The 19,459-nt window shown below is 65.1% G+C and carries 18 protein-coding genes, 1 tRNA gene and 2 pseudogenes; 11 read left to right on the top strand and 10 right to left on the bottom strand.

What is annotated here, in order from left to right; genetic code table 11:
- The first annotated feature begins 69 nt into the window (after positions 1 to 69).
- Positions 70 to 145 (top strand) — tRNA-Ala (locus CP958_RS08950).
- Between the two features lie 178 nt (positions 146 to 323).
- Here CP958_RS08950 and CP958_RS08945 read toward each other — a convergent pair.
- Positions 324 to 761, bottom strand: coding sequence for a hemerythrin family protein (locus tag CP958_RS08945; RefSeq protein ID WP_096701611.1), 438 nt, complete (start codon positions 759 to 761; stop codon positions 324 to 326).
- A 321-nt stretch (positions 762 to 1,082) separates the two neighbouring features.
- Here CP958_RS08945 and CP958_RS08940 point away from each other — a divergent pair.
- The 3 genes and pseudogenes from CP958_RS08940 to CP958_RS08930 form a co-directional block, all read left to right on the top strand.
- A pseudogene (locus tag CP958_RS08940) lies at positions 1,083 to 1,274 on the top strand (hypothetical protein); the annotation flags it as partial.
- A gap of 17 nt (positions 1,275 to 1,291) precedes the next feature.
- Positions 1,292 to 1,591, top strand: a complete 300-nt coding sequence (locus CP958_RS08935; protein ID WP_096701610.1) for a hypothetical protein — start codon at positions 1,292 to 1,294, stop codon at positions 1,589 to 1,591.
- Positions 1,592 to 1,605: 14 nt separating this feature from the next.
- Positions 1,606 to 2,124 (top strand): holin family protein, encoded by a 519-nt coding sequence (locus tag CP958_RS08930; protein ID WP_096701609.1) that lies wholly within the window; start codon positions 1,606 to 1,608, stop codon positions 2,122 to 2,124.
- A 56-nt stretch (positions 2,125 to 2,180) separates the two neighbouring features.
- Here the strand turns inward: CP958_RS08930 and CP958_RS08925 are convergent, their stop codons facing one another.
- On the bottom strand, positions 2,181 to 2,681 hold the full coding sequence (locus CP958_RS08925) for a ferritin family protein (RefSeq protein WP_096701608.1): 501 nt from the start codon (positions 2,679 to 2,681) through the stop codon (positions 2,181 to 2,183).
- A 167-nt stretch (positions 2,682 to 2,848) separates the two neighbouring features.
- On the opposite strand from CP958_RS08925, the gene CP958_RS08920 reads away from it, so the two are divergent.
- Positions 2,849 to 3,058 (top strand): dodecin, encoded by a 210-nt coding sequence (locus tag CP958_RS08920; RefSeq protein WP_068429436.1) that lies wholly within the window; start codon positions 2,849 to 2,851, stop codon positions 3,056 to 3,058.
- Between the two features lie 6 nt (positions 3,059 to 3,064).
- On the opposite strand, the gene CP958_RS08915 is transcribed toward CP958_RS08920, so the two are convergent.
- From CP958_RS08915 to CP958_RS08905, 3 genes and pseudogenes are all read right to left on the bottom strand, one after another.
- The gene (locus tag CP958_RS08915; protein ID WP_096701607.1) at positions 3,065 to 3,295 is read right to left on the bottom strand and encodes a hypothetical protein; all 231 of its coding nucleotides are present in this window, start codon (positions 3,293 to 3,295) and stop codon (positions 3,065 to 3,067) included.
- Between the two features lie 83 nt (positions 3,296 to 3,378).
- Positions 3,379 to 3,693, bottom strand: a complete 315-nt coding sequence (trxA, locus tag CP958_RS08910; protein WP_096701606.1) for a thioredoxin TrxA — start codon at positions 3,691 to 3,693, stop codon at positions 3,379 to 3,381.
- Between the two features lie 1,248 nt (positions 3,694 to 4,941).
- Positions 4,942 to 5,705 (bottom strand): annotated as a pseudogene (locus tag CP958_RS08905) (IS5 family transposase).
- A 146-nt stretch (positions 5,706 to 5,851) separates the two neighbouring features.
- On the opposite strand from CP958_RS08905, the gene CP958_RS08900 reads away from it, so the two are divergent.
- Complete coding sequence (locus CP958_RS08900) at positions 5,852 to 6,805, top strand: patatin-like phospholipase family protein (protein WP_096701605.1); 954 nt, start codon at positions 5,852 to 5,854, stop codon at positions 6,803 to 6,805.
- Positions 6,806 to 6,819: 14 nt separating this feature from the next.
- On the opposite strand, the gene CP958_RS26315 is transcribed toward CP958_RS08900, so the two are convergent.
- Positions 6,820 to 7,122 (bottom strand): STAS domain-containing protein, encoded by a 303-nt coding sequence (locus CP958_RS26315; protein ID WP_170958905.1) that lies wholly within the window; start codon positions 7,120 to 7,122, stop codon positions 6,820 to 6,822.
- An 81-nt stretch (positions 7,123 to 7,203) separates the two neighbouring features.
- Here CP958_RS26315 and CP958_RS08890 point away from each other — a divergent pair, with 81 nt between their 5' ends.
- Positions 7,204 to 9,081, top strand: a complete 1,878-nt coding sequence (locus CP958_RS08890; protein WP_096701604.1) for a SpoIIE family protein phosphatase — start codon at positions 7,204 to 7,206, stop codon at positions 9,079 to 9,081.
- Between the two features lie 10 nt (positions 9,082 to 9,091).
- Here CP958_RS08890 and CP958_RS08885 read toward each other — a convergent pair whose 3' ends face one another.
- Positions 9,092 to 10,420, bottom strand: coding sequence for a methyl-accepting chemotaxis protein (locus CP958_RS08885; RefSeq protein WP_096701603.1), 1,329 nt, complete (start codon positions 10,418 to 10,420; stop codon positions 9,092 to 9,094).
- Positions 10,421 to 10,558: 138 nt separating this feature from the next.
- Here CP958_RS08885 and CP958_RS08880 point away from each other — a divergent pair, with 138 nt between their 5' ends.
- From CP958_RS08880 to CP958_RS08870, 3 genes are all read left to right on the top strand, one after another.
- Positions 10,559 to 11,044 (top strand): YajQ family cyclic di-GMP-binding protein, encoded by a 486-nt coding sequence (locus CP958_RS08880; protein ID WP_096701602.1) that lies wholly within the window; start codon positions 10,559 to 10,561, stop codon positions 11,042 to 11,044.
- Positions 11,045 to 11,181: 137 nt separating this feature from the next.
- The gene (locus CP958_RS08875) at positions 11,182 to 11,397 is read left to right on the top strand and encodes a hypothetical protein (RefSeq protein WP_242442810.1); all 216 of its coding nucleotides are present in this window, start codon (positions 11,182 to 11,184) and stop codon (positions 11,395 to 11,397) included.
- A 14-nt stretch (positions 11,398 to 11,411) separates the two neighbouring features.
- A complete protein-coding gene (locus tag CP958_RS08870; protein WP_096701600.1) occupies positions 11,412 to 11,885 on the top strand; it encodes a pyrimidine dimer DNA glycosylase/endonuclease V in 474 nt (157 codons plus the stop codon).
- On the opposite strand, the gene CP958_RS08865 is transcribed toward CP958_RS08870, so the two are convergent.
- On the bottom strand, positions 11,875 to 12,468 hold the full coding sequence (locus CP958_RS08865) for a glutathione peroxidase (RefSeq protein ID WP_096701599.1): 594 nt from the start codon (positions 12,466 to 12,468) through the stop codon (positions 11,875 to 11,877). The two genes, CP958_RS08870 and CP958_RS08865, sit on opposite strands and share 11 nt — an antisense overlap.
- Before the next feature lie 146 nt (positions 12,469 to 12,614).
- On the opposite strand from CP958_RS08865, the gene CP958_RS08860 reads away from it, so the two are divergent.
- On the top strand, positions 12,615 to 14,801 hold the full coding sequence (locus tag CP958_RS08860; protein ID WP_242442809.1) for an ATP-binding protein: 2,187 nt from the start codon (positions 12,615 to 12,617) through the stop codon (positions 14,799 to 14,801).
- Here CP958_RS08860 and CP958_RS08855 read toward each other — a convergent pair.
- Positions 14,779 to 16,353: a CBS domain-containing protein gene (locus tag CP958_RS08855; RefSeq protein WP_096701598.1), complete on the bottom strand. Its 1,575-nt coding sequence runs from the start codon at positions 16,351 to 16,353 to the stop codon at positions 14,779 to 14,781. The two genes, CP958_RS08860 and CP958_RS08855, sit on opposite strands and share 23 nt — an antisense overlap.
- Before the next feature lie 73 nt (positions 16,354 to 16,426).
- On the bottom strand, positions 16,427 to 19,435 hold the full coding sequence (locus CP958_RS08850; RefSeq protein WP_096701597.1) for an HD domain-containing phosphohydrolase: 3,009 nt from the start codon (positions 19,433 to 19,435) through the stop codon (positions 16,427 to 16,429).
- Positions 19,436 to 19,459 lie beyond the last annotated feature (24 nt).

Below are 19,459 nucleotides of genomic sequence, written 5' to 3'. Positions count from 1 at the left end.
AAGGCCATCCGGGAAACCATATGTTCCGCCTCCACCGGCGGGGCCCCAAGCCCGCAGGTAACAAGTTTCGGGGCTATAGCTCAGTTGGGAGAGCGCTTGAATGGCATTCAAGAGGTCGTCGGTTCGATTCCGTCTAGCTCCACCAAAATAGCGAAGGCCCGGTCAGAGATGACCGGGCCTTCTGCTTTTGCGACTCCGTCTCAGGCCTTGCGCAGCGCGGCGGCGGAACGCTCGCCCGGCAAGGCCAGGACATCCCGGCCATCATCGATCCATCCGGCCTCGCGGGTCGGGACGGCGACAGCCTGACCGACGCAAGGGGAGGATCAGCCGTGCTGCCCCCTGAGATAGATGCCGTTATGATTCAGCCAGTAGGGGCGGATTTTCAGGTCGCTCTGAACGATATGGACGGTGATCCATTCCTTGGCCAGTTCCGCCAGTTCGCGCAGCAACGGGGTGCAATTGCCCCGGGCGTCCATCTCGTCGTACTGCTCCTTCAGCAACTCCACCTTTTCCAGCAGGGCCGCATGCTCGCGGTGGTGCATCTCGGTGAAGGGGAAGGAGCACTCGCGCTGGATCTTCTCCTCGCGGCCGAAGGCGGTGCTGGTTTCCTCGTAAAGGCCGGTAAGGAACAGGCCCAGGGCGGTATGCGGCCCATGGGTGCTCAGCGCCCGCTCGAAGTCGTTGATGCGCCCGATCACATGTTTGCGGGCATGATCGATCTCGGGGTGACCGACGGCCATCGCATCGCGCCAGATCAGCATGACGGCCTCGCACTGATATTTCGTCTGTAGGTATTTTCACGCATTCCACTCACCAGGTCCAGCCGCGACTGGAAACGATTTCTGTCGGCGCGAAAAAAGCCTTTGACAACATTCCCATCATCCCGTATATAAATTCCTATCAACACCCGAGCTGCGCCTGACGCAGGGGTGTCGACCCGATCCTTTCATTTCATCCTCGGACAACCGGGCCAGTGGCCCGGCCCGACTGTTTTCCGGCGTCGCCCCGATGGCGCCCGGCCGCTGGCGCGCGCGGCCGGGCAGAACCGGCGGGGCGGTGGCGACACCAACCCAACCTCGCATACCCCCTTCATCGCCGAAATGCGCGAGTGGCAACCGGGCGCCAAGGGCCGCGACGACGGTCTCGACGCCGTTGCCGGCTGCCTGCTGTCCCAGCCGGTGCGTCTGGCGCGTCCCGGACTGACCGCGGGCGGCCGCCCCGACTGGCGTCCCGGCGGCCGGTCGGTGGTGGCTCCCAATGATTTCGAGTTCTGACCCACAGGAGACATTTCATGGATTCCATCGCTTTCGACCCCCGCTGGTGGGTCACCGCCGTCGAGCTGCCCGTACTGGGCGCCATGGCGATGATGGTCTGGCGGGTCCGTCACGAGGCCGACCACCGCATCGACGAGTTGGAGCATCGCCTCGACGTCGGCATGGGCCAGGCCCGCGAAGCCCTGGCCGCCTATAAGCTGGAGGTAGCCAAGAGCTATGCCACCACCGGCTATCTCAAGGACGTGGAACAGCGGCTCACCGAACATCTGGTCCGCATCGAGGGCAAGCTGGACGGCGCCCAGTCAACCGCACGCTAGCGAGGAGGCTTTTCATGGACCCCATCACCATCGCCCTGGGCCTCGCCCAGTTCGTGCCCGGCCTGATCCGCTGGATCGGCGGCGACGACGCCGAGAAGGCGGCCAAGGTCGCCGATCAGGTGGTCGGCGTAGCCCGTACCGTCACCGGCAAGGCCGGCGGCGAGGATGCCCTGGCCGCCATCAAGGCCGATCCCGCCCTGGCCCTGCAACTGCAGCAGGCCTGGCTGGCCCACGAGGTCGAGCTGTCGCGGGAGGAAACCCGCCAGTTGGCCGAGATCAACGCCACCATGCGGGCCGAATCCGCCTCGGACGACCGCTATGTCCGCCGCTGGCGGCCCACTTTCGGCTATGCGGTGGCGCTGACCTGGACCGCCACCATGCTGGCGGTGTCCTGGGCGGTGATCGCCGAGCCCGCCCAGGCGCCCAACATCATCGCCGCCCTGGTCAACACCTCGCCCATCTGGGGCATCGCCCTGGGCGTGCTGGGCGTCGCCGTGGTCAAGCGCAGCCACGACAAGACCCTGCATTCCTAAAAAAAGAAAGGGGGCCGAAGCCCCCTTTCCCCTTGCGTCCGTTTGCCGGCCGAATCTCAGTCCAACGACTGGGCGGGGTCGGCATCCTCGCTCCAGGTGATGGAGGGGCGGGGAGTCTTCTCGATCCACTTGTCCAGCGCCACCACGTGCTCGGCTTCCTCCGCCGCGAAATCGGTGCCCAGGCGCCGCACCTCGGGGTCCGAGGAATTGGCGGCGGCGTCCTTGTAGTACTCCATGCCGCGAATCTCGTTGTCGCGGGCATAGCGCAGCGCATGGTAGGGCGTCATCAGGTAATGGATGTCGTTCTCGTCGCCCACCTCCGGCGGGGTCTTCCAGCGGTACTGCCAGCTCATCAGCTTGGGCAGTTCCAGGGCGCGGGAACGCTGCTTGATCTCGTCGCCGTGCAGCGAAGAAAAGCGCGCCATGTCGCGGAAGACGGAAGCGGTGTCGAGGTTGTTATGGGCCTCCATCATATCGGCCAGCTCCGCGTACCGCTCGGCGGCCTCGTTCTCCAAAGCAATGGCGTGTGCCAGGAATTCTGCCAGGGTGTAGCCCATCGTCGCCTCTCGTCAGGGAAGGTTCCCAAAGAGCGTATCGGGGGGCCTTCCCGCCGTCAATCGCATAATTCGGCATTGAAATACCGATTTATGTAAACGGACTGGCGCCCGCCGTTCCGGTTCCCCATATTCAGGAAATAACCGCAACAGGAATGTGGGTGATCGCCATGGGAGAGCATGTCTACAAAATCGTCGAACTGGCCGGTTCTTCCGACAAGAGCTACGAGGACGCCATCCGCAACGCGGTCGCCAAGGCCTCCCAGACCATCCACAATCTGCGCTGGTTCGAGGTCACCGAGACCCGCGGCCATATCGACAAGGGGCAAGTGGCCCACTGGCAGGTCGTCCTCAAGGTGGGCTTCACCCTGGACGACTGATCCCGGTCAGTGCAGGGGCTGGCGGCCCTTCTGCCACTCGGCGAAGGCCTCGGTCATGGCGGTGCGCATGGCCGAGGCGGATGCCGTGGGAAAAAGATCGGCCAGCCGGTCCCACAGCGCGCCGTTGTGCAGGAAATTCCGGGCAAAGGTCTCCAGGTCGGCGGCATTGTCGTCGTCGAAGGATTGCTGGAGATAGTCGAACAGCCGCTGGCGGCTCTGCTCATCGAAAACGGCCATGGCGACCCTGCACGGACATGAAAAGCGCATCGAGCCCCGCCGAAGCGGGGCTCGAGATCGGGATTTGAATGAAGGTCCGGCCCTTACAGGCTGGAATCCACCCATTCCAGAAGCTTGCTCTTGGGCAGCGCGCCGATCTTGGTGGCGGCGACCTGGCCGTTCTTGAAGATCATCAGGGTGGGAATGCCGCGCACACCATACTTGCCGGGGGTGCCGGGATTCTCGTCGATGTTGATCTTGGCGACGGTGATCTTGTCGGCCCTGTCCTTGGAGAGTTCCTCGAGCGCCGGGGCGATCTGGCGGCAGGGGCCGCACCATTCGGCCCAGAAATCCACCAGAACCGGGCCGGGGGCCTTGAGCACGTCGGCCTCGAACGAGGAATCGGTCACAATCTTCATAGGCAGGTTCCTTGTCGAATTCGAACGGCGGACAGGGGAAACGCGTCCGCCCGCCCGTCACCGCGCGGGATGGTCATCCCACGGGAACGATCACTGTAGAAAGCCCCCGCGTCAGCGTCAAGCCGGCCATGGGAGGAGTCGGGTTGCAATCCTCGCAACCCGACCGGAATCGAGCCCCCCGGCCCCATTGCCACCGGACCGATGATCACCCTTTCGCGCCGCCCCGTCGGGATGATATAACCCGCCCGACCGCTCGCGGCCCGCGTCCCGGTAGCTCAGCAGGATAGAGCAACGGTTTCCTAAGAACTTTCGCGGTAGGCGACCGCGCCTCCGGAGCAGCGCCCGAGCCACAGGCGGCGCATGGCATCCAGCTCCGCCATCGCTACATCCCCATCCCGACACGGGGGGGCTTCCTACGCGCTTCCTACTTTGGCCGCCGAAAAGGGCAGTTACCCCCTCCCTATCCGTGAGCTCAGCCTCCTTCCGAGGCTCGCTTAACCCTGGCTGCACTTGGTCAACGCCACGACGTATCCAAAACGCGGTGCCGCGCGCGCCCTTAGGCGCGCATTGCCCGCGACCTATGTATCGCCTAAGATGTAGATGCCGACAGCCAAGAGGGTGATGCCTGGGCTCATCGCGATCGCGGGCTGCAATGGGAGCATCTTCTAGGGTTATGGAGCCGCACTCAGCAGGGCTTGATGCTATAATGAGTGCCAGTAAAATTGGAATTCCTAGCGGCATCGCTGTCATCTTACTGCTGTAACATCAAGGTCAAATCCGATATTTGTTAGTGTAGTGCTGTCCCCATTTGGGTTTATTCTTCTATCTAGTGTTGACGCGATTGATGCGCCGAACACTTTGTATCTAAGTGACGTTGCTACGCATTTAAATGTTACCGAGTCTGTTGCGGAATATGAGTTTCCAGCGTTAAGTGCGTATGTTCTTTTTACATAAATTGGATCTCCTTTCTCTTCAATATACTTTGGTTCGTAGGTTCTTCTTAGGGTGTACTTAATATCAATAGATATCTCTCTTGAGATGGTCGCGCTGCTTTTTGGTATGATGGAAACTTTTCGCGTGATGTCTTTGCATGAGCCAGAGTAAGAGTCCAATAGGCAATATCGGCAAGGCTGGTGATCTCGTTTTCGATTTCAAAAATGCTCATAATATCCTCCATTAATTGTAAATTTTACCGACGGTCTGGGATTGGCCGAAGCTTTCCCAGACCGTGGCTAGGCCGTAGACTCATTACGCGGCGCACCAAATGCGCAGGGCGACGAGCTTTACGGCGGCGAGGAAATTCCGTGGGTCTTTGTCATAGCGGGTGGCGATCCCCCGGAAGTGTTTGATCTTGTTGAAGAAGCGTTCGACCAGATTGCGCTGGCGATAGACCCAGGCGGAAAAGGCGAAGGTGCCCTTGCGGTTGGACCTGACCGGGATGTTGGCCCAGGTCTTGTTCTTCTCGGCCAAGGCCCGAATGGCGTTGCTGTCATAGCCCTTGTCGGCCAGCAGGGTTGAGCCGTCGCCCAAGGCTCCATCGAGCAAGGCTTCGGCCTCGACGCTGTCGTGGACCTGCCCGGCGGTCAGGCGCAGGGTGACGGGACGGCCTTCCGCATCGACGAGCGCGTGGATTTTGCTGGTGAGCCCCCCACGGGAACGTCCCATGCTGCCATCGTCGAGAGCCCCTTTTTTCCCGTGGCCCCGTGTTGGTGAACGCGGACACAGGTCGAGTCGATCATGATGATGTCGCCATCGTAAGCCTTGGAGATTTCCTCCAGAAGCCGGTCCCAGACGCCCGCCTTGCGCCAGCGGACGAACCGGTTGTAGCAGGTGGTCGATGGGCCGTAGCGCTCGGGAACTTCCGCCCAAGGCGAGCCCGTGCGGAACCGCCACAGGATACCGTTCAGGACCCGACGGTCATCAACCCGAGGCACGCCGCGAGGCTTGTTCGGAAGCAAGGGCTCGATGATCGACCATTCGTGATCCGTCAACTCGTACCGCCGCCGTGCCATCAATGCCCTCCGTGCCAGAGGGAATCGTTGAATCACGACGCGCGACGAAGGGGAAGCCTGTTTATGAGTTTACGGCCTAAGGGGATTGCTGGCGGTCGGTCCGGTGTCGCACTATATTGTGCAGTGCAGCATTCGAGGCCGCCGCCATGTATGTGCGCTCATTCGATCCGCCGCCGGACCTGCCGGTGCCGCTTTGTCCCGATCTTGGGCTGGCCCTTCAGGGCGGCGGCGCCTGTGGCGCCTTCACCTGGGGTGTGCTTGACCGGCTGCTGGAGGAGCGGAGGTTTCGGCCGGCCGCCATCAGCGGTGCCAGTGCCGGAGCCCTGAACGCCGCCGTGCTGGCGGCCGGGCTGGCCGTGGGCGGCCACGAGGCGGCCAGGGCGGGGCTCGAGGCCCTGTGGCGGGGCGTCGCCGACATGGCGTTCCTCAAGATGATGGGGGCGCCGGGGGTTCATCTGCAGATGGATCTGATGACCCGTCTGGTTTCGCCCTACCAGTTCAATCCCCTCAACATCAATCCGCTGCGCGACCTGCTGGCCGGGTTGATCGATTTCGGCTCGCTGGGCGGCCGGGGACGGCCCGCTTTGTTCATCTCGGCGACCAATGTGCGGACCGGCGCGCCGCGCATCTTCCGCGAGACGGAAATCACCGTGGATGTCCTGCTGGCCTCCACCTGTCTGCCCTATCTGCATCACGCGGTGGAGATCGATGGCGAGAGCTATTGGGATGGCGGGTTCTCCGCCAATCCTCCCCTTCTGCCGCTGGCCCTCGACACCCTTTGCGGCGCACTGCTGCTCGTCAAGCTGACTCCGGATTCCGAGGAGGAGGTGCCGACCCAGGCGCAGCCGATCCTGGCCCGCATGCGGCGGATCATGTTCAACGCGCCGCTGGAGCGCGACCTGGACGCGCTGGCCGGCATGCAGGCTCAGTTGCGCCGGACCACCCGGCGTCTGCCGCGCGATCTGGTGCGGCTGCGCGCCCTGGGCCTGTCGACGATCGCCATGCCGGCGGAATTGCTGGGCGAGGATGCCGGTTCGGCCGGTCTGATCGAGCGGCTGCGCACCGCCGGCCGCGCGGCGGCCGAGGGCATGCTTCAATAGGGACGTGTTCTTCGCTATTCGACGGTGAAGTATTTGTGCAGCTTGGCGACCTTCATCAGGGTCTCGACCTGACCGGTGGCGCCTTTCAGCACCACGTCCCTTTTCTGCTGGACGGCGGCGTCGCGGACGATCAGCAACATGCCCAGCGCCGAGGAATCCATGAATTCCACCCGCGACAGGTCGAACAGCACCCGGGCGTTTCCGGCGTTGTTGATCTCGCCCAGGATATCGCGGAACGCCTTATGGTCCTTGTGGGTCATGCGTCCGCTGACCTTGATGCTCAGGCCGCCGTCGCGAGATTCGAAATCATGCTCCATAATGCCCCCGTCACTCCGTCGGCCCCCATGGGCCTTCCCATACCTTAGATTTGACTCAAATTCGCGCCGGAGCAAGGAACAATGACCATCGTCGCCGTCATTGATGGCATCTCCCCACAGGCGGAGGAATGTGTCCGCCTGTTGGGCTGGCCGGTCGCGGCCGAGCCCGGCGACGGCAGCAGGGAAACGCATCGCGCCGTGATGGTGCGCGAGCATTTCTCGGCCGAGGCCCTGCGCGATTGCCTGTCGCCGCCCTGGGTCGGGGGTATCGAGGTGGCCGGCACCGGCCATTATCCGGTCGGGTCGTGTTTCCGCCGTCATCTGGCCGAGGGCGGGCTGGGCCTGTCGTTGCGCTCCGACACGGCCTATGGCGGCGATATCGCCCTGCCGTTCGCCGAGGCGCTGACCGCCCGCCTGCTCGATCCCGAAAGCGATACCTTCGATCTGGAATTCGTCATTCAGGAAATGGTCTCCAACGCGCTGCTGCACGGCAATTTGCGGGTCGGCGGCATCGACACCGACGACGGCGGCGGACTGGACGGTTTCGGCCAGCGCATCGAGGCGGCCCTGGCCGATCCGGAACGGTCGGGACGGCGGGTGCAACTGTCGGCCTCGCTGGTCGGCGACCGCCTCGAAATCGCGGTCGAGGACGACGGGCCGGGCTTCGACCATCCCGACAGCCATGCCAATCCCCGCCGCCCCCACGGGCTGGCCCTGCTGGAAACCATGGTTTCCGACCTGCGGACCGAAGAGGGCGGGCGGCGGGCCATCGCCACCCTGATCATCCCCACCCGCCAGTTGCGGCCCGAGCCCTTGGGCCTGGACAGCGTCCGGGTGCTGGTGGTGGACGACAATCTGATGAACCGGGTGCTGATGGAGACCTTGCTGCGCCGCATGGGGGTCGGACGGGTCGAAGTGGTGGAATCCGGCGAGAAGGGGCTGGCGGCCATCGAGCGCGAGAAGCCCGACCTCATCCTCCTCGACGTCATGATGCCGGGCATGGATGGCTTCGAGATGTGCCGCCGCCTGCGCCGGATTCATCCGCTGACCGAACTGCCGGTGATCTTCGTCACCGCCCTGGACGGCCCCGCCGACCGGACCGCCTGTTTCTCGGTGGGCGGCAGCGACATGGTCACCAAGCCCGTGGACGCCAACGAGATCGCCGCCCGGGTGGGGGTGCACCTGCGCCTCGGTCAGGCCATGGACCGGCTGAAATCCTATCAGGACAGGGTCCACGAGGAATTGCGGGCGGCGCGCGGGGCGCAGGCCGCCCTGATGCCCACCCTGGCGGAACTGTCGGCGGTGCGCAGCCGGCTGGGGCTGGTGGTGGACGGCCGCATCGAAAGCTCGTCGGAACTGGGGGGCGATTTCTGGACGGTGCTGCCCGCCGGGCCGAACCAGATGTTCCTGCTGGTGGCCGATTTTACCGGCCATGGTCCGGTGGCGGCCTTCAACGTTTTTCGCCTGCACCTGCTGCTGTCACGCCTGCCGCGTCAGTTGCCGTCGCCCTCGGCCCTGCTCGATCATCTCAATCTGGAACTGAAGGCGGTGCTGCGCCCCGGCCAGTTCGCGGCCGCCTTCGCCGCCCTGATCGACGTGGAGACGGGCGTCATGACCTATGCCGGGGCCGCCACGCCGCCGCCGGTGCTGGTGGCGGGCGGCGAAGCGTATTTCCTCGATGCCGCCGGGCCGCCGCTGGGGGCCTTCGCCGATGCCGAGTACGAGGAATGCAGCATCGAGATGCCGCACGGAGCGGCGTTGCTGGCCTATTCCGATGCCCTGGTGGAGAGCCTGGGAAGCGACGGGGTATTGGTCTGCGACCAGCCGACCCTGCGCGACTGGGTCCTGGGGGTGCAGGGCGGTCACTCCCTGGCCGACGAGGTGCTGGCCCGCTTCCGCGAGCGGGTGCCGGGCGAGCCGCCGGACGATCTGACCCTGGTCTGTATCCGGCGGCCCTGAGCGGCGGGCCTCAGCTGAAGGCGGTCGCCAGTTCGTCCAGCAGGTGCTGCACCTCCTGCGAGGGGCCCTCGATGGCGGCCACGGCGTCGACGGCGCCGTCGAAGTCGTTGTCGCGGAACTTCCGCGCCGCCTCGATGCCCAAGTGGTGCACCTTCTCGTGCGGGATCTCCAGGGCGCGGAAGGCCGGATGGTTCCTGATCTTTTCGTCGGTGACCGAGTAGTACCATTTGCCCAGGCGGCAATTGTGGTGGTTGGCCAGCTCGTCGGGATTGAGCGTGGTCTTCTCGGCCAGCATTTCGGCCAGGCGCCGGCGCCAGATCATATGGTCGGACTTGGCAAGGTGGATCACCGCGTTGCGCATCTCCACCACGTTGATCTCGTTCAGCATGTCGGCCAGGTTGCCGCTGGCATGCGACGAGATGTCGATCACCGTGTTGATGGCCTTGGTGTCGTCCACCGAGCGGGCGGCGGCGGCTTCCAGGTTGTCGGCGATCTCCTGGGCGGCCTCGCGCTGCTGGGCCAGATGCTGGGAGATTTCCTGCATCAAGGTGGTGACGTCGCGGATTTCGTGGCTGACGGTGCGCATCTTGTCCACCGAGCCCAGCACCACCTGCTCGCCTTCGCGCACGGTCTCGGCGCCCTTGCCCATGCCGGTCAGGATGGCGGCGGTTTCCTCGGCCAGGGTATCGATGCGGGTGCGGATCTCCTGGGTGGCCTGGGCGGTCTGGTTGGCGAGGTTCTTCACCTCGGTCGCCACCACGGCGAAGCCCTTGCCGAACTCGCCGGCCCGCGCCGCCTCGATGGTGGCGTTGAGCGCCAGGATGTTGGTCTGCCGCGCGATCTGCTCGATCTGCTTGACGCTGGCGCCGATGGAGGATGACGCCTCGGTCAGGCGCGACACGCGCGACGCGGCGTCGTTCACCGTGCTGACGATGCTCTGCATGGTGTTGACCACCGCCTCGGTGCTGCGCGCCCCTTCGTCCGAGACGTCCTGCACCGAGCGGGCGTTGGCGGCCGCCAGTTCCGAGGTCCGGGCGATGGCCTGGACGGTGGAGACCAGTTCCTCGGTCGAGGCCGAGATGGTGGCCATGCGGCGGCTCATCTCGCGGATGGAGCGCAGCGTGTGCACCGCCTGGGTCACCGTGCCGTTCAGATGGATGGACATGCCGACCGACTGGATCAGCAGGGACCGCGAGCGATCCTCCAGCTTTTCGGCCAGGGCCTTCAGCTTGGCCGCCAGGGGGCCACCGGCATCGGGCAGGGACCGATAGCCGCCCTCGATCAGGCGATCGACCATGGCCTCGAAGTCGGCGATGGAAATATCCTGAGAATCCGCCACGCTGCACCCCCTTAGCAAATCCCCCCAAGAGTATAGGGTCTTGTGGTGCGCCGCAAGATGATGGGACGGCGACAGGGTTGAAACGCCGCCGCCCCTTACCGTATCCTCGCGCCAATCCAGAAAAATCGAGGTTTCGCCATGCCCTCCTTCGACGCCGTTTCCAAGACCGATCTTGCCGAGGTGGACAACGCCCTGGCGGGAATTACCCGCGAAGTGGCGCAGCGCTTCGACTTCAAGGGCTCGAAGTGCTCGGTGGAACGCAAGGATCAGATGATCACCGTCCTCGCCGACGACGATTCCAAGCTCAAGACCATGCACGAACTGCTGAGCGTCCACTTCACCCGGCGCAAGGTTGATCCCAAGGCGCTGGAATACAAGACGGTGGAAAAGGCCTCGGGCAACACGGTCCGCCAGGAAGTCCGCATCAAGGACGGCATCGAAACCGTGCTGGCCAAGCGGCTGGTCAAGGAAATCAAGGATGCCAAGCTGAAGGTGCAGGTCGCCATCCAGGGCGACGAACTGCGCGTCACCGGCAAGAAGCGCGACGACCTGCAGGACGCCATCGCCCTGCTGCGCAAGCTGGAGGTGGATCAGCCGCTGCAGTTCATCAACTTCCGCGACTGATCCCTTTCCAGCCATGCGCTGGGAGGAGGCGGCCATGCCCGTCCGGGGCATGGTCCGGGCGGTTGCGTAAATGACTCCGTAAGGAAAAGCGGGTTATGCTGCACTGCGTCATCAAGGATGACGAGTGTATGGAGTCCATGATGAAACCGTCCTTCGGCCTTCGTTTCGTCCATGCGCATCTGGTCTGCGAGGATGCCCTCGCGGTGGGCGAGAAAAAGCAGGCCCTGTGCGAGATCATTCGCGTCGCCGACGACATCGTCTGGTACGCGGTGCTGGGCCGCAACGGCGGCACCGTCAGCCGCGAATGGATCGAAGCCGCCCGCTTCCCCGACATCTGCGCCCAGGCGGCGTAGGGCCTTTCCCGGTCGTGAACGTCTTCTTTCTCGACCGCGATCCGGTCGTCGCCGCCCGCCTGCATTCCGACCAGCATGTGGTGAAGATGGTGCTGGAAACGGCGCAGATCCTCTGCGCCGTGCTGCATCGCCATGGCATCGCCGCTCCCTACCGCCCGACCCATGCCCGGCACCCCTGCGTGCTGTGGGCCGGTGACAGCCTGCCTCACTGGGCCTGGGTGCGGGAATTGGGGCTGGCGCTGGGCGAGGAATACACCTATCGCCGCGGCCGGGTGCATGCCTCGGCCGAGGTGATCGCCGCCCTGCCGCCGGTGCCGCCCATTCCCGACCTGGGCTGGACCGAGCCGCCCCAGGCCATGCCCGAGCCCTATCGCGGGCCTGATCCGGTGGAAGCCTACCGGCGCTATTACCGGGCGGAAAAGGCGGTGTTTCCCGGCAAGGGACCGGCGACGTGGAGTATTCGGGAAAAGCCCGATTTCATGAGCTAGGGGCGGCAAGCGCCTTGTCGATGGCGGTACGCAGCCGGCCGGCATCGGGGGCGGTGGTGCTGGCGAACCAGTCCACCAGTCTTCCGTCGCGGCCCACCAGGATCTTGTGGAAATTCCAGCGCGGCACGCCCAGCGGGCCGGTGCGTTGCGCCGCCCAGCGGTAGAAGGGATGGGCTTCGGCCCCGCTCACCACCTGCTTTTCCAGCAGGGGAAAGTCCACGCCGTAATTGACCTCGCAGAAATTGGCCACGTCGCCGTTGGTTCCCGGCTCCTGGGCGCCGAAATCGTTGGACGGCACGCCGAGGACCACCAGCCCGCGCCCGCGATATTCCCGCCACAGGGTCTCCAGCCCCTGATATTGCGGGGTGAAGCCGCATTTGGAGGCGGTGTTGACCACCAGTACCACCTTGCCCTTCAGGGCGTCGGCCTCGATGCGCCCACCGGCGATGGCCGGCAGGGGAAGCGAGGTCCAGTCGAGGCGGTCGTCGAGCGGTCCGGCGGCGACGCTGCCGGCCAGACCGATAGCCGCCACCATGGAGGCCATGAAGGAACCGATGGGATTGGCGGGAAGGAAACGATGCATAAAGGGCCTCCAGTCATCCCTTGAAGGTGGGGAGGCGGCGGCATGGGTCAAGGACCCCATGGTGATGCCACCTATGGACGAAAGTGGTCGGAGCACGTAATCTGGATGTAACCCAGCCGAAAGGCATAGGGGGAGGGCTCGACACGATGCTTCGACTTGATGTCGGCACGTTGGGATTTACCGCCGCCATGACCTCCATGGTCAGCGGACTGGTGTTCGCCGCTTACGGCATGGCGCGGCACCACGGCCACCGCTGGACCGGCTTCAGCGCGTCGGCGCTGTGCTACGGCCTGGGCCTGCTGCTGATCATTCATCTCGATACCCTGCCGCCGGTTCTGGCCATCGTCTGCGGCAACCTGATGCTGGCCCTGGCTGCGGTGGCCCTTCACGCCTGCTGCGCTCATCTGTCCGAACAGCGGCTCCGTCCGGGGTTCTATGCGGCCTTCATTGCCGCCTACATGGCCGGGGTGCTCTATTTCCTGTACGGCAACGACAGTATCGGCGGGCGTATCGCTGTGGTGTCGCTGGCCCGCGTACCGCTTTTCCTGCACGCCGCCCTGATGGTCAGGCGCCGTCGCCGTCGGGGGGAGCCCGGCATCGGCATGGTGTTGGCCGAAGTCACCCTGATGGGCTGGGCCGGCTTCCTGGCGGGGCGCGCCCTGATAGTGACCATGGCCGGGCCGATCCGGGAATTCGTCACCATGGAAGGCTATCTCGCCTTCTACTATGTCACGGCGGGGCTGGGCTACGTGCTGATGCTCATCGCCCTGATGCTGATTGATACCGATCGCCTCGCCGCCCTGCTGGGCAAGGAGGTCTCGCGCCAGAGCGAGGCGCTGGAGACCCAGATCGCCCGCCAGATCCAGGCCCAGGACAGCCTGCGCCGATCCGAGGCCGACCTGCGGGCCATTCTCGACAACATGCCCGACATCTTCTACCGCACCGACCGCGACGGACGGCTGCTGATGGTGTCGCGCTCGGTGGAAAGCCTGCTGGGCTACAAGGTCGACGAGGTGCTGGGGCGCGATGCCGCCTTCTATCACGGCTTTGTCGACAGCCGGAGCAATCTGGTGGCCGCCCTCGAGGCGGCGGGCGGCTCGGTCATCGATTACGAACTGCAGTTGCAGCACAAGGACGGCCGGACCCTGTGGGCGTCCACCTCGTCACGCTTCTACTACGATGCCGACGGTCAGCGGGTCGGTACCGAGGGAGTGGTCCGGCTGATCGAGGAGCGCAAGCGCACCGAATTGTTCATCCGCGAGAATCAGGCATTGATCCAGGCCATGCTGGATGCCTCGTCCGACGCCATCATGCTGTTCCGGCCCGACGGAACCCTGCTGGCGGTCAACGAGGTGATGGCGGCCCGTTTCGGCCGCCGGGCGGCGGAGCTGACCGGCTCGTGCCTGTGGGACATGTTCCCGCCCGAGGTGGCCAAGGCCCGCCAGGAGACGGTGAGCGGCGTGGTGGAGACCGGGCAGGCCGTTCATTTCCTCGACCGGCGCGGCGAGCTTTATCTCGACAATTCCATCTATCCCGTCCCCGGGGCCGACGGCATTCCCGACAAGGTGGCCGTCTATTCCCGCGATATCACCGCCCAGACCCTGGCCGAGGCCAGGGTGACCACCTATCTGGCCAATCTGGAACGGTCCAACGCCGAGCTGGAGCAGTTCGCCTATGTGGCCAGCCACGATCTGCGCGAGCCGTTGCGCATGATCTCCAGCTATCTGTCCCTGCTGGAGCGGCGCTATGGCCCCAGCCTGGAGGGCGACGGACTGGAATTCCTGGCCTTCGCCCGCGACGGCGCTCGGCGCATGGACAATCTGGTGCTCGATCTGCTGGAATTCTCGCGCATCGAACGCAAGGGCTCGCCCATCATCGCCATGGAGGCCGAGCCGGCGCTTCGTCAGGCGCTCCGCCACCTGTCCCCGGCCATCGCCGAGAGCGCCTCGGCGGTTGCGGTGGCATCGGGTGGCGAGTCCCCCTGGGTGATGGGCGATCCCGACCAGATCACCCGGCTGTTCCAGAACCTGATCGGCAATGCCGTCAAATACCGGGCGGCCGACCGCCCGCCGCGCATCTCCGTCTCATGGCGCCGCGATGGCGCAGAGTGGGAATTCACCGTGACCGATAACGGGATCGGCATCGAGCCCCAGTATTTCGAGCGGATTTTCCGCATCTTCCAGCGGCTGCATACCCCCGACCGCTACGAAGGCACCGGTATCGGCCTCGCCATCTGCAAGAAGATCGTCGAACGTCATGGCGGGCGGATCTGGGTGGACTCGGTGCCGGGCGAAGGTTCCGCCTTTCACTTCACCCTGCCGGCTGCTTCCTGACCGTCAGGTGGAAGCAACTGCCCTGGCCGGGGGTGGACTCCACCCAGACCCGGCCTCCCAGTAATCCGGCCAGCCGGCGGCAGATGGCCAGGCCGATTCCGCTGCCCCCATAGGCGCTGGCCGGATGCAGCCGGACGAACAGGCCGAAGATCCGTTCCTGATATTGCGGCTCGATGCCGATCCCGTTATCGGACACGGTGAAGTGCCAGAACTCGCCGTCATCCGTGGCGCCCACTTCCACCCGTGGCGGGACGTCCGGGCGGCGGAACTTGATGGCGTTGCCGATCAGACCGGCGAACATTTCCACCAGCATGGACCGCCGCGCCAGTACCTGGGGCAGGGGGGCGATGTGGATTTCGGCCCCTGCCGCCTCCATTTCCCGCTGCAGCAGGCTTACCGCGCCGCGGGCGGCCTCGCCGGTGTCGACGGCCTCCAGGCTGTCCAATTGCGACAGGGCGGCGGAGTAGCTTTGCAGGTCGCGCACCGACTGGCGCATGCGGGCCGCGCCGGTGACGATGAAGTCGAAATGCTGATGCTCGGTCTCGGTCAGACGGCCGGTCAGGGAGCGGGTCAGTAATTGGGAATGGCTGATGACCGCCCGCAACGGCTCCTGCAGGTCATGGGCGGCCAGCTTGGTGAATTCCCGCAGCTCGGCATGGGCCATGGACAGCTCGTCCAGGGTCCGCTGCAGCAGGGCGGACTGGTCTTCCAGGGTTCGCCGCGCCTCGCGCAGTTCGATCAGCGCCTGGTTCTTGTCGGCCACCAGGGATTCCAGGTGGCCGATATATTCGCTTTCCAGGCCCTTGACGATCTCGTGCTGGCTGAGGATGCCGACCGGATGGCCGCTCTGGTCCACCACCACCACGCGGCGGATGCCCTTCTCCGCCAGGATCGTCGAGGCGTCGAGCAGCGAGGCCTCGCGGCCGACGGTGACCACCGGCTGGGTTCCCACCTCGCCCAGCCGGGTGGTTTCGGGCGGGATGTCCGAGCGCAGCAGCCGGACCACGTCCCGCTCGGTCAGGATGCCCAGCCCGCCCTTGCCGTCATTGATCACCACGCAACTGACGTCGGACCGCGACAGCATATCCAGCGCCTCGCGCAGCATGGAGGCGGGGGTCAGGATGAAGGCCGGGGCCATGGCCGAGGCCACATCCTTCAGCCGGATGTAGTAATCGGCCCCCAGGGTGCGGATGTAGTCGCTTTCGGTGATGATGCCGGCCACCGTGCCGTCGGCTCCGGTGACCGGCAGATGGCGGATGCCCCGTTCGGTCATCAGGCGATAGGCTTCCAGGTGCCCCATGGTATCGGGCACCGTGAAGGGGGCGGCGGTCATGATTTCGGCGACGGTGTTGCGGGCATGGCCGGCCACGCCGGCATAGGTGCGGACCAGATCCTTTTCGGTGACGATGCCGCAGATCCCGCCGTCGCGCTCCACCAGCAGACAGCTGATGCGCCGCTCGCCCATCAGGCGCAGCGCTTCCGAAATCTCCGCGTCGGCCGGAATGGACAGGGCCGGGCCCCGGATGATGTCGGCAAGGGTGTTGGCAGCCATCGGATCACCGCATGAATCCAGCAATACGCGACTGTTGATATAGGCTCGGGCGGCGCTGGGCAACCGCCTTTCGTCAGCCGAGATAGGGGGCGATGTCCACCTCGTCCAACTGCTCCGGCTTCAGGAAGCGCTCGGCATAGCGCTTATAGACGCCCGAGGTCAGGAACAGGTCGAACAGGTCGGGGTCCACGTGCTTGTCCTTCTTGAAGAAGCTGAGGATTTTCACGCATTCCGAGAGGGTCTTGGCCTTCTTGTAGGGGCGGTCCGAGGCGGTCAGTGCCTCGAAGATGTCGGCGATGGCGGTGATGCGGGCCGGAATGGACAGATCCTCGGCCGCCAGCTTCCTGGGATAGCCGGTACCGATCAGCGTCTCGTGATGGGCGCCGGCATATTCCACCACCCGGGACAGATGCTTGGGGAAGGGCAGGCGCTTGAGCATGATGATGGTCTGGATGATGTGCTCGTTGATCTTGAAGCGCTCTTCCTCGGTCAGCGTGCCGCGCCCGATGGCCAGATTGTAGACCTCGCCGAAATTGTAGAGGTTCTCGGGGATCTTGGTCTTGAAGCCGTAGGCCGGATCGAACAGTGCCGAATCCGCCGGGCGGGGAATGACGTGCTGCGGCTTGTCCGACAGCAGGTACTCGACGGCCGGCAGGGCTTCCGGCTCGCCCATATAGCGGCGCAGTTCCTCGTGGGCGAGGCCCAGACGGTCGTCGAAATGGCGGGCCCAAGTCCGCGTGGCGATGGATTTCAGGCGCTCCACCTTCTCGGGCGCCATAAATTCGCCGCCCAGATTGCACTCGGCGACGAAGGCGAAATCATCCATCAGCCCGGCCTGGGCCGCGGCGAAGGCGGCTTGCGCCTCGGGCTCCGGGGTGCCGGCGGCCATGGCCTCCAGCATGCGGACGCGCTCGTCGCGCAGCAGCACCTCGAAGCGGGTGCGCACCTCGTGGATGCGGTTGTAGATGGTCTCCAGCTTGCTGGCCTTGTCCACCACGTATTCCGGCGTGGTGACCTTGCCGCAATCGTGCAGCCAGGCGCCGATCTTGAATTCGCGCCATTGATCGGGAGTGGTGAAGGCGAACTCGGCCAACGGGCCTTGGGTGACCTTGCAGGCTTCCTCGGCCAGCATCAGCGACAGTTCGGGCACGCGCTCGCAATGGCCGCCGGTATAGGGGCTCTTGGCGTCGATGGCGCCGGCCAGGATCTGGATCATGGCATCCATCAGCCGCTCCTGCTGGTCCAGCAGGTCGCGGTTGTAAAGCGCGGTGGCGGCCTGGGCGGCCAGTGCCTCGACGAAGCGCTGGACGTTGGGCGAGAAGGGCTCGATCTCGCTGCCGCCCGGCGGGCGGGCATTGATCAGCTGCACCGCACCGATGATGTCGCCGCCGCGCGGCTTCAGCGGCACGGTCATGAACGACACGGACTTGTAGCTGTTGCGCTCGTCGAACGCCTTGGTCCCCGAGAAGTCGAAGCGTGACTCGTCATAGGCGTCGGGGATGTTGACGGTGGCCTGCTCGTGCACGGCGTGGCTGACCACGTTGTTGTGGTTGGGCTTGCCGTCGCGGAACATGGGGACGGGGGGCAGCGAGGGCGGGTCCTCGTGGGCGCCGCCCATGCGTATGCCCAGGGTGTCGTTGCGGATGATCTGGAAGCGAAGGTTGTTGTCCTCGTCGCGGATGTAGAGCGTGCCGCCGTCGGCGTTGGTCAGCTCCTTGGCGCCCATCAGGATCATTTCCATCAGGACGCCGTGGTCGCGTTCGGCCGACATGGCGATGCCCAGGTCCACCACCCGCTCCAGCCGCTTCTGGGCGGCGGCCAGATCGTCGGTGCGGTTGGCCAGGGTGGATTTCATCAGGCCGAAGGCATCGCCCAAGTCCTGGAACTCGGTGATGAACGAGGATTTTGGGGGCGTGCCGGAAAAGTCGAAGTCGCGCACCTTGACGGCTTCGGACACCAGTTGGCGGATGGCGGCGGCGATGTTGCGGGCGAACAGCATGGACAGCGGCACCACCACCAGCAGAACCAGACCGGCCAGACTGAGGATGCGGCGCTGCATGGCCTCGATGGGGCCGGTGAAATCGGCGAAGGGCGAGACGATGCCGATGCCGATGACCTGGCCCTTGCGGTCCTTCCACTCGGTCATCTGGGTCAGGGCCTCGCCGGCCGGGGTCTCGACCACCTGCGCATCGGTCAGGGGGGAGGCCATGCCCAACGCCTTCAGCCAGGGCGACGTCAGATCGCCCAGCTTGACCAGCGGCTCGGGCTTTTTTTCCGCCGCCGGCATCAGAACGGGCGAGATGGCCAGAACGCGTTTCCTGGCGTCCAGCAGGACCAGCCCGCCGCGGGGCGAAATAGTCTGGCGGGCGACGAAATCCGACAGCCCGGTCAGGGCGATGTTGACGGCGAAGACGGCTCCCGACGTGCCGGCCCGGCGTGACGCGGTCAGGCCCGGCGCCTGCAGCGAGCTGAACACATAGGGTTCGGACAGGACGACTTCGTCCGTTTCCATGGCGTCCTTGTACCACGAGCGCGTCCGGGGGTCGTAGTCGGGGGCGTCCAGCCGCGCGCTGCCCAGGGTCGCCCCCCCGGCGCCGATGAAGGTACGCAACTCGCGCCGTGTTCCGTCGGCATCGGCGCCGATGGCCCGCAGTATGTATAGGGTTCCGGCGGGAGCCTGATTGGAGGACACGATGCGCTCGTCGCCGTTGACGGCGATGGCCTGCAGGAAACCGCCGTCGGCATAGCCCGCATAGACGGCGTAGAGGCCGGAATCCTGTTCCAGCGCCTTCAGCAGAAAGGGCAGCAGCGGGTGGGCAAGGCCATTGCCGCGGATCGGCTCGGCGGTGGCCGGCAGCGAGGCCCCCAGGCCGGCCAGGTCCAGCAGGTTGCCGATCTGCCCCTCGACCCGGTCGGCCACCCGGGAGGTGATCTCACCGAACAGCCGCCGGGCGCTCTCCTGGGCGGCGCTGGTGCTGGCGAAATAGATGCTGGTGGCGGTGGTGATGGTCAGGCAGGCGACCACGAAGGCGATGATCAGGACGATACTGAACTGCAGTCCGAGCCGACCCCTGGCACTCATTCCTACGACCTCTGTCATACACCA

The sequence above is a fragment of the Magnetospirillum sp. 15-1 genome (assembly GCF_900184795.1).
Lineage (GTDB): Bacteria > Pseudomonadota > Alphaproteobacteria > Rhodospirillales > Magnetospirillaceae > Phaeospirillum.
Note: the sequence above shows the minus strand (reverse complement) of the source record. Positions and strands in the feature narration are given on the sequence as shown.

What these genes read in the sequence shown, in the direction of transcription:
- CP958_RS08935 (WP_096701610.1), top strand. Translation starts at nt 1,292, where the DNA reads ATGGATTCCATCGCTTTCGACCCCCGCTGGTGGGTCACCGCCGTCGAG.
- CP958_RS26315 (WP_170958905.1), bottom strand. Translation starts at nt 7,122, where the DNA reads ATGGAGCATGATTTCGAATCTCGCGACGGCGGCCTGAGCATCAAGGTC.
- CP958_RS08850 (WP_096701597.1), bottom strand. Translation starts at nt 19,435, where the DNA reads ATGAGTGCCAGGGGTCGGCTCGGACTGCAGTTCAGTATCGTCCTGATC.
- CP958_RS08930 (WP_096701609.1), top strand. Translation starts at nt 1,606, where the DNA reads ATGGACCCCATCACCATCGCCCTGGGCCTCGCCCAGTTCGTGCCCGGC.
- CP958_RS08860 (WP_242442809.1), top strand. Translation starts at nt 12,615, where the DNA reads ATGCTTCGACTTGATGTCGGCACGTTGGGATTTACCGCCGCCATGACC.
- CP958_RS08880 (WP_096701602.1), top strand. Translation starts at nt 10,559, where the DNA reads ATGCCCTCCTTCGACGCCGTTTCCAAGACCGATCTTGCCGAGGTGGAC.
- CP958_RS08920 (WP_068429436.1), top strand. Translation starts at nt 2,849, where the DNA reads ATGGGAGAGCATGTCTACAAAATCGTCGAACTGGCCGGTTCTTCCGAC.
- CP958_RS08875 (WP_242442810.1), top strand. Translation starts at nt 11,182, where the DNA reads ATGATGAAACCGTCCTTCGGCCTTCGTTTCGTCCATGCGCATCTGGTC.
- CP958_RS08890 (WP_096701604.1), top strand. Translation starts at nt 7,204, where the DNA reads ATGACCATCGTCGCCGTCATTGATGGCATCTCCCCACAGGCGGAGGAA.
- CP958_RS08925 (WP_096701608.1), bottom strand. Translation starts at nt 2,681, where the DNA reads ATGGGCTACACCCTGGCAGAATTCCTGGCACACGCCATTGCTTTGGAG.
- CP958_RS08855 (WP_096701598.1), bottom strand. Translation starts at nt 16,353, where the DNA reads ATGGCTGCCAACACCCTTGCCGACATCATCCGGGGCCCGGCCCTGTCC.
- trxA (WP_096701606.1), bottom strand. Translation starts at nt 3,693, where the DNA reads ATGAAGATTGTGACCGATTCCTCGTTCGAGGCCGACGTGCTCAAGGCC.
- CP958_RS08945 (WP_096701611.1), bottom strand. Translation starts at nt 761, where the DNA reads ATGCTGATCTGGCGCGATGCGATGGCCGTCGGTCACCCCGAGATCGAT.
- CP958_RS08915 (WP_096701607.1), bottom strand. Translation starts at nt 3,295, where the DNA reads ATGGCCGTTTTCGATGAGCAGAGCCGCCAGCGGCTGTTCGACTATCTC.
- CP958_RS08865 (WP_096701599.1), bottom strand. Translation starts at nt 12,468, where the DNA reads ATGCATCGTTTCCTTCCCGCCAATCCCATCGGTTCCTTCATGGCCTCC.
- CP958_RS08900 (WP_096701605.1), top strand. Translation starts at nt 5,852, where the DNA reads ATGTATGTGCGCTCATTCGATCCGCCGCCGGACCTGCCGGTGCCGCTT.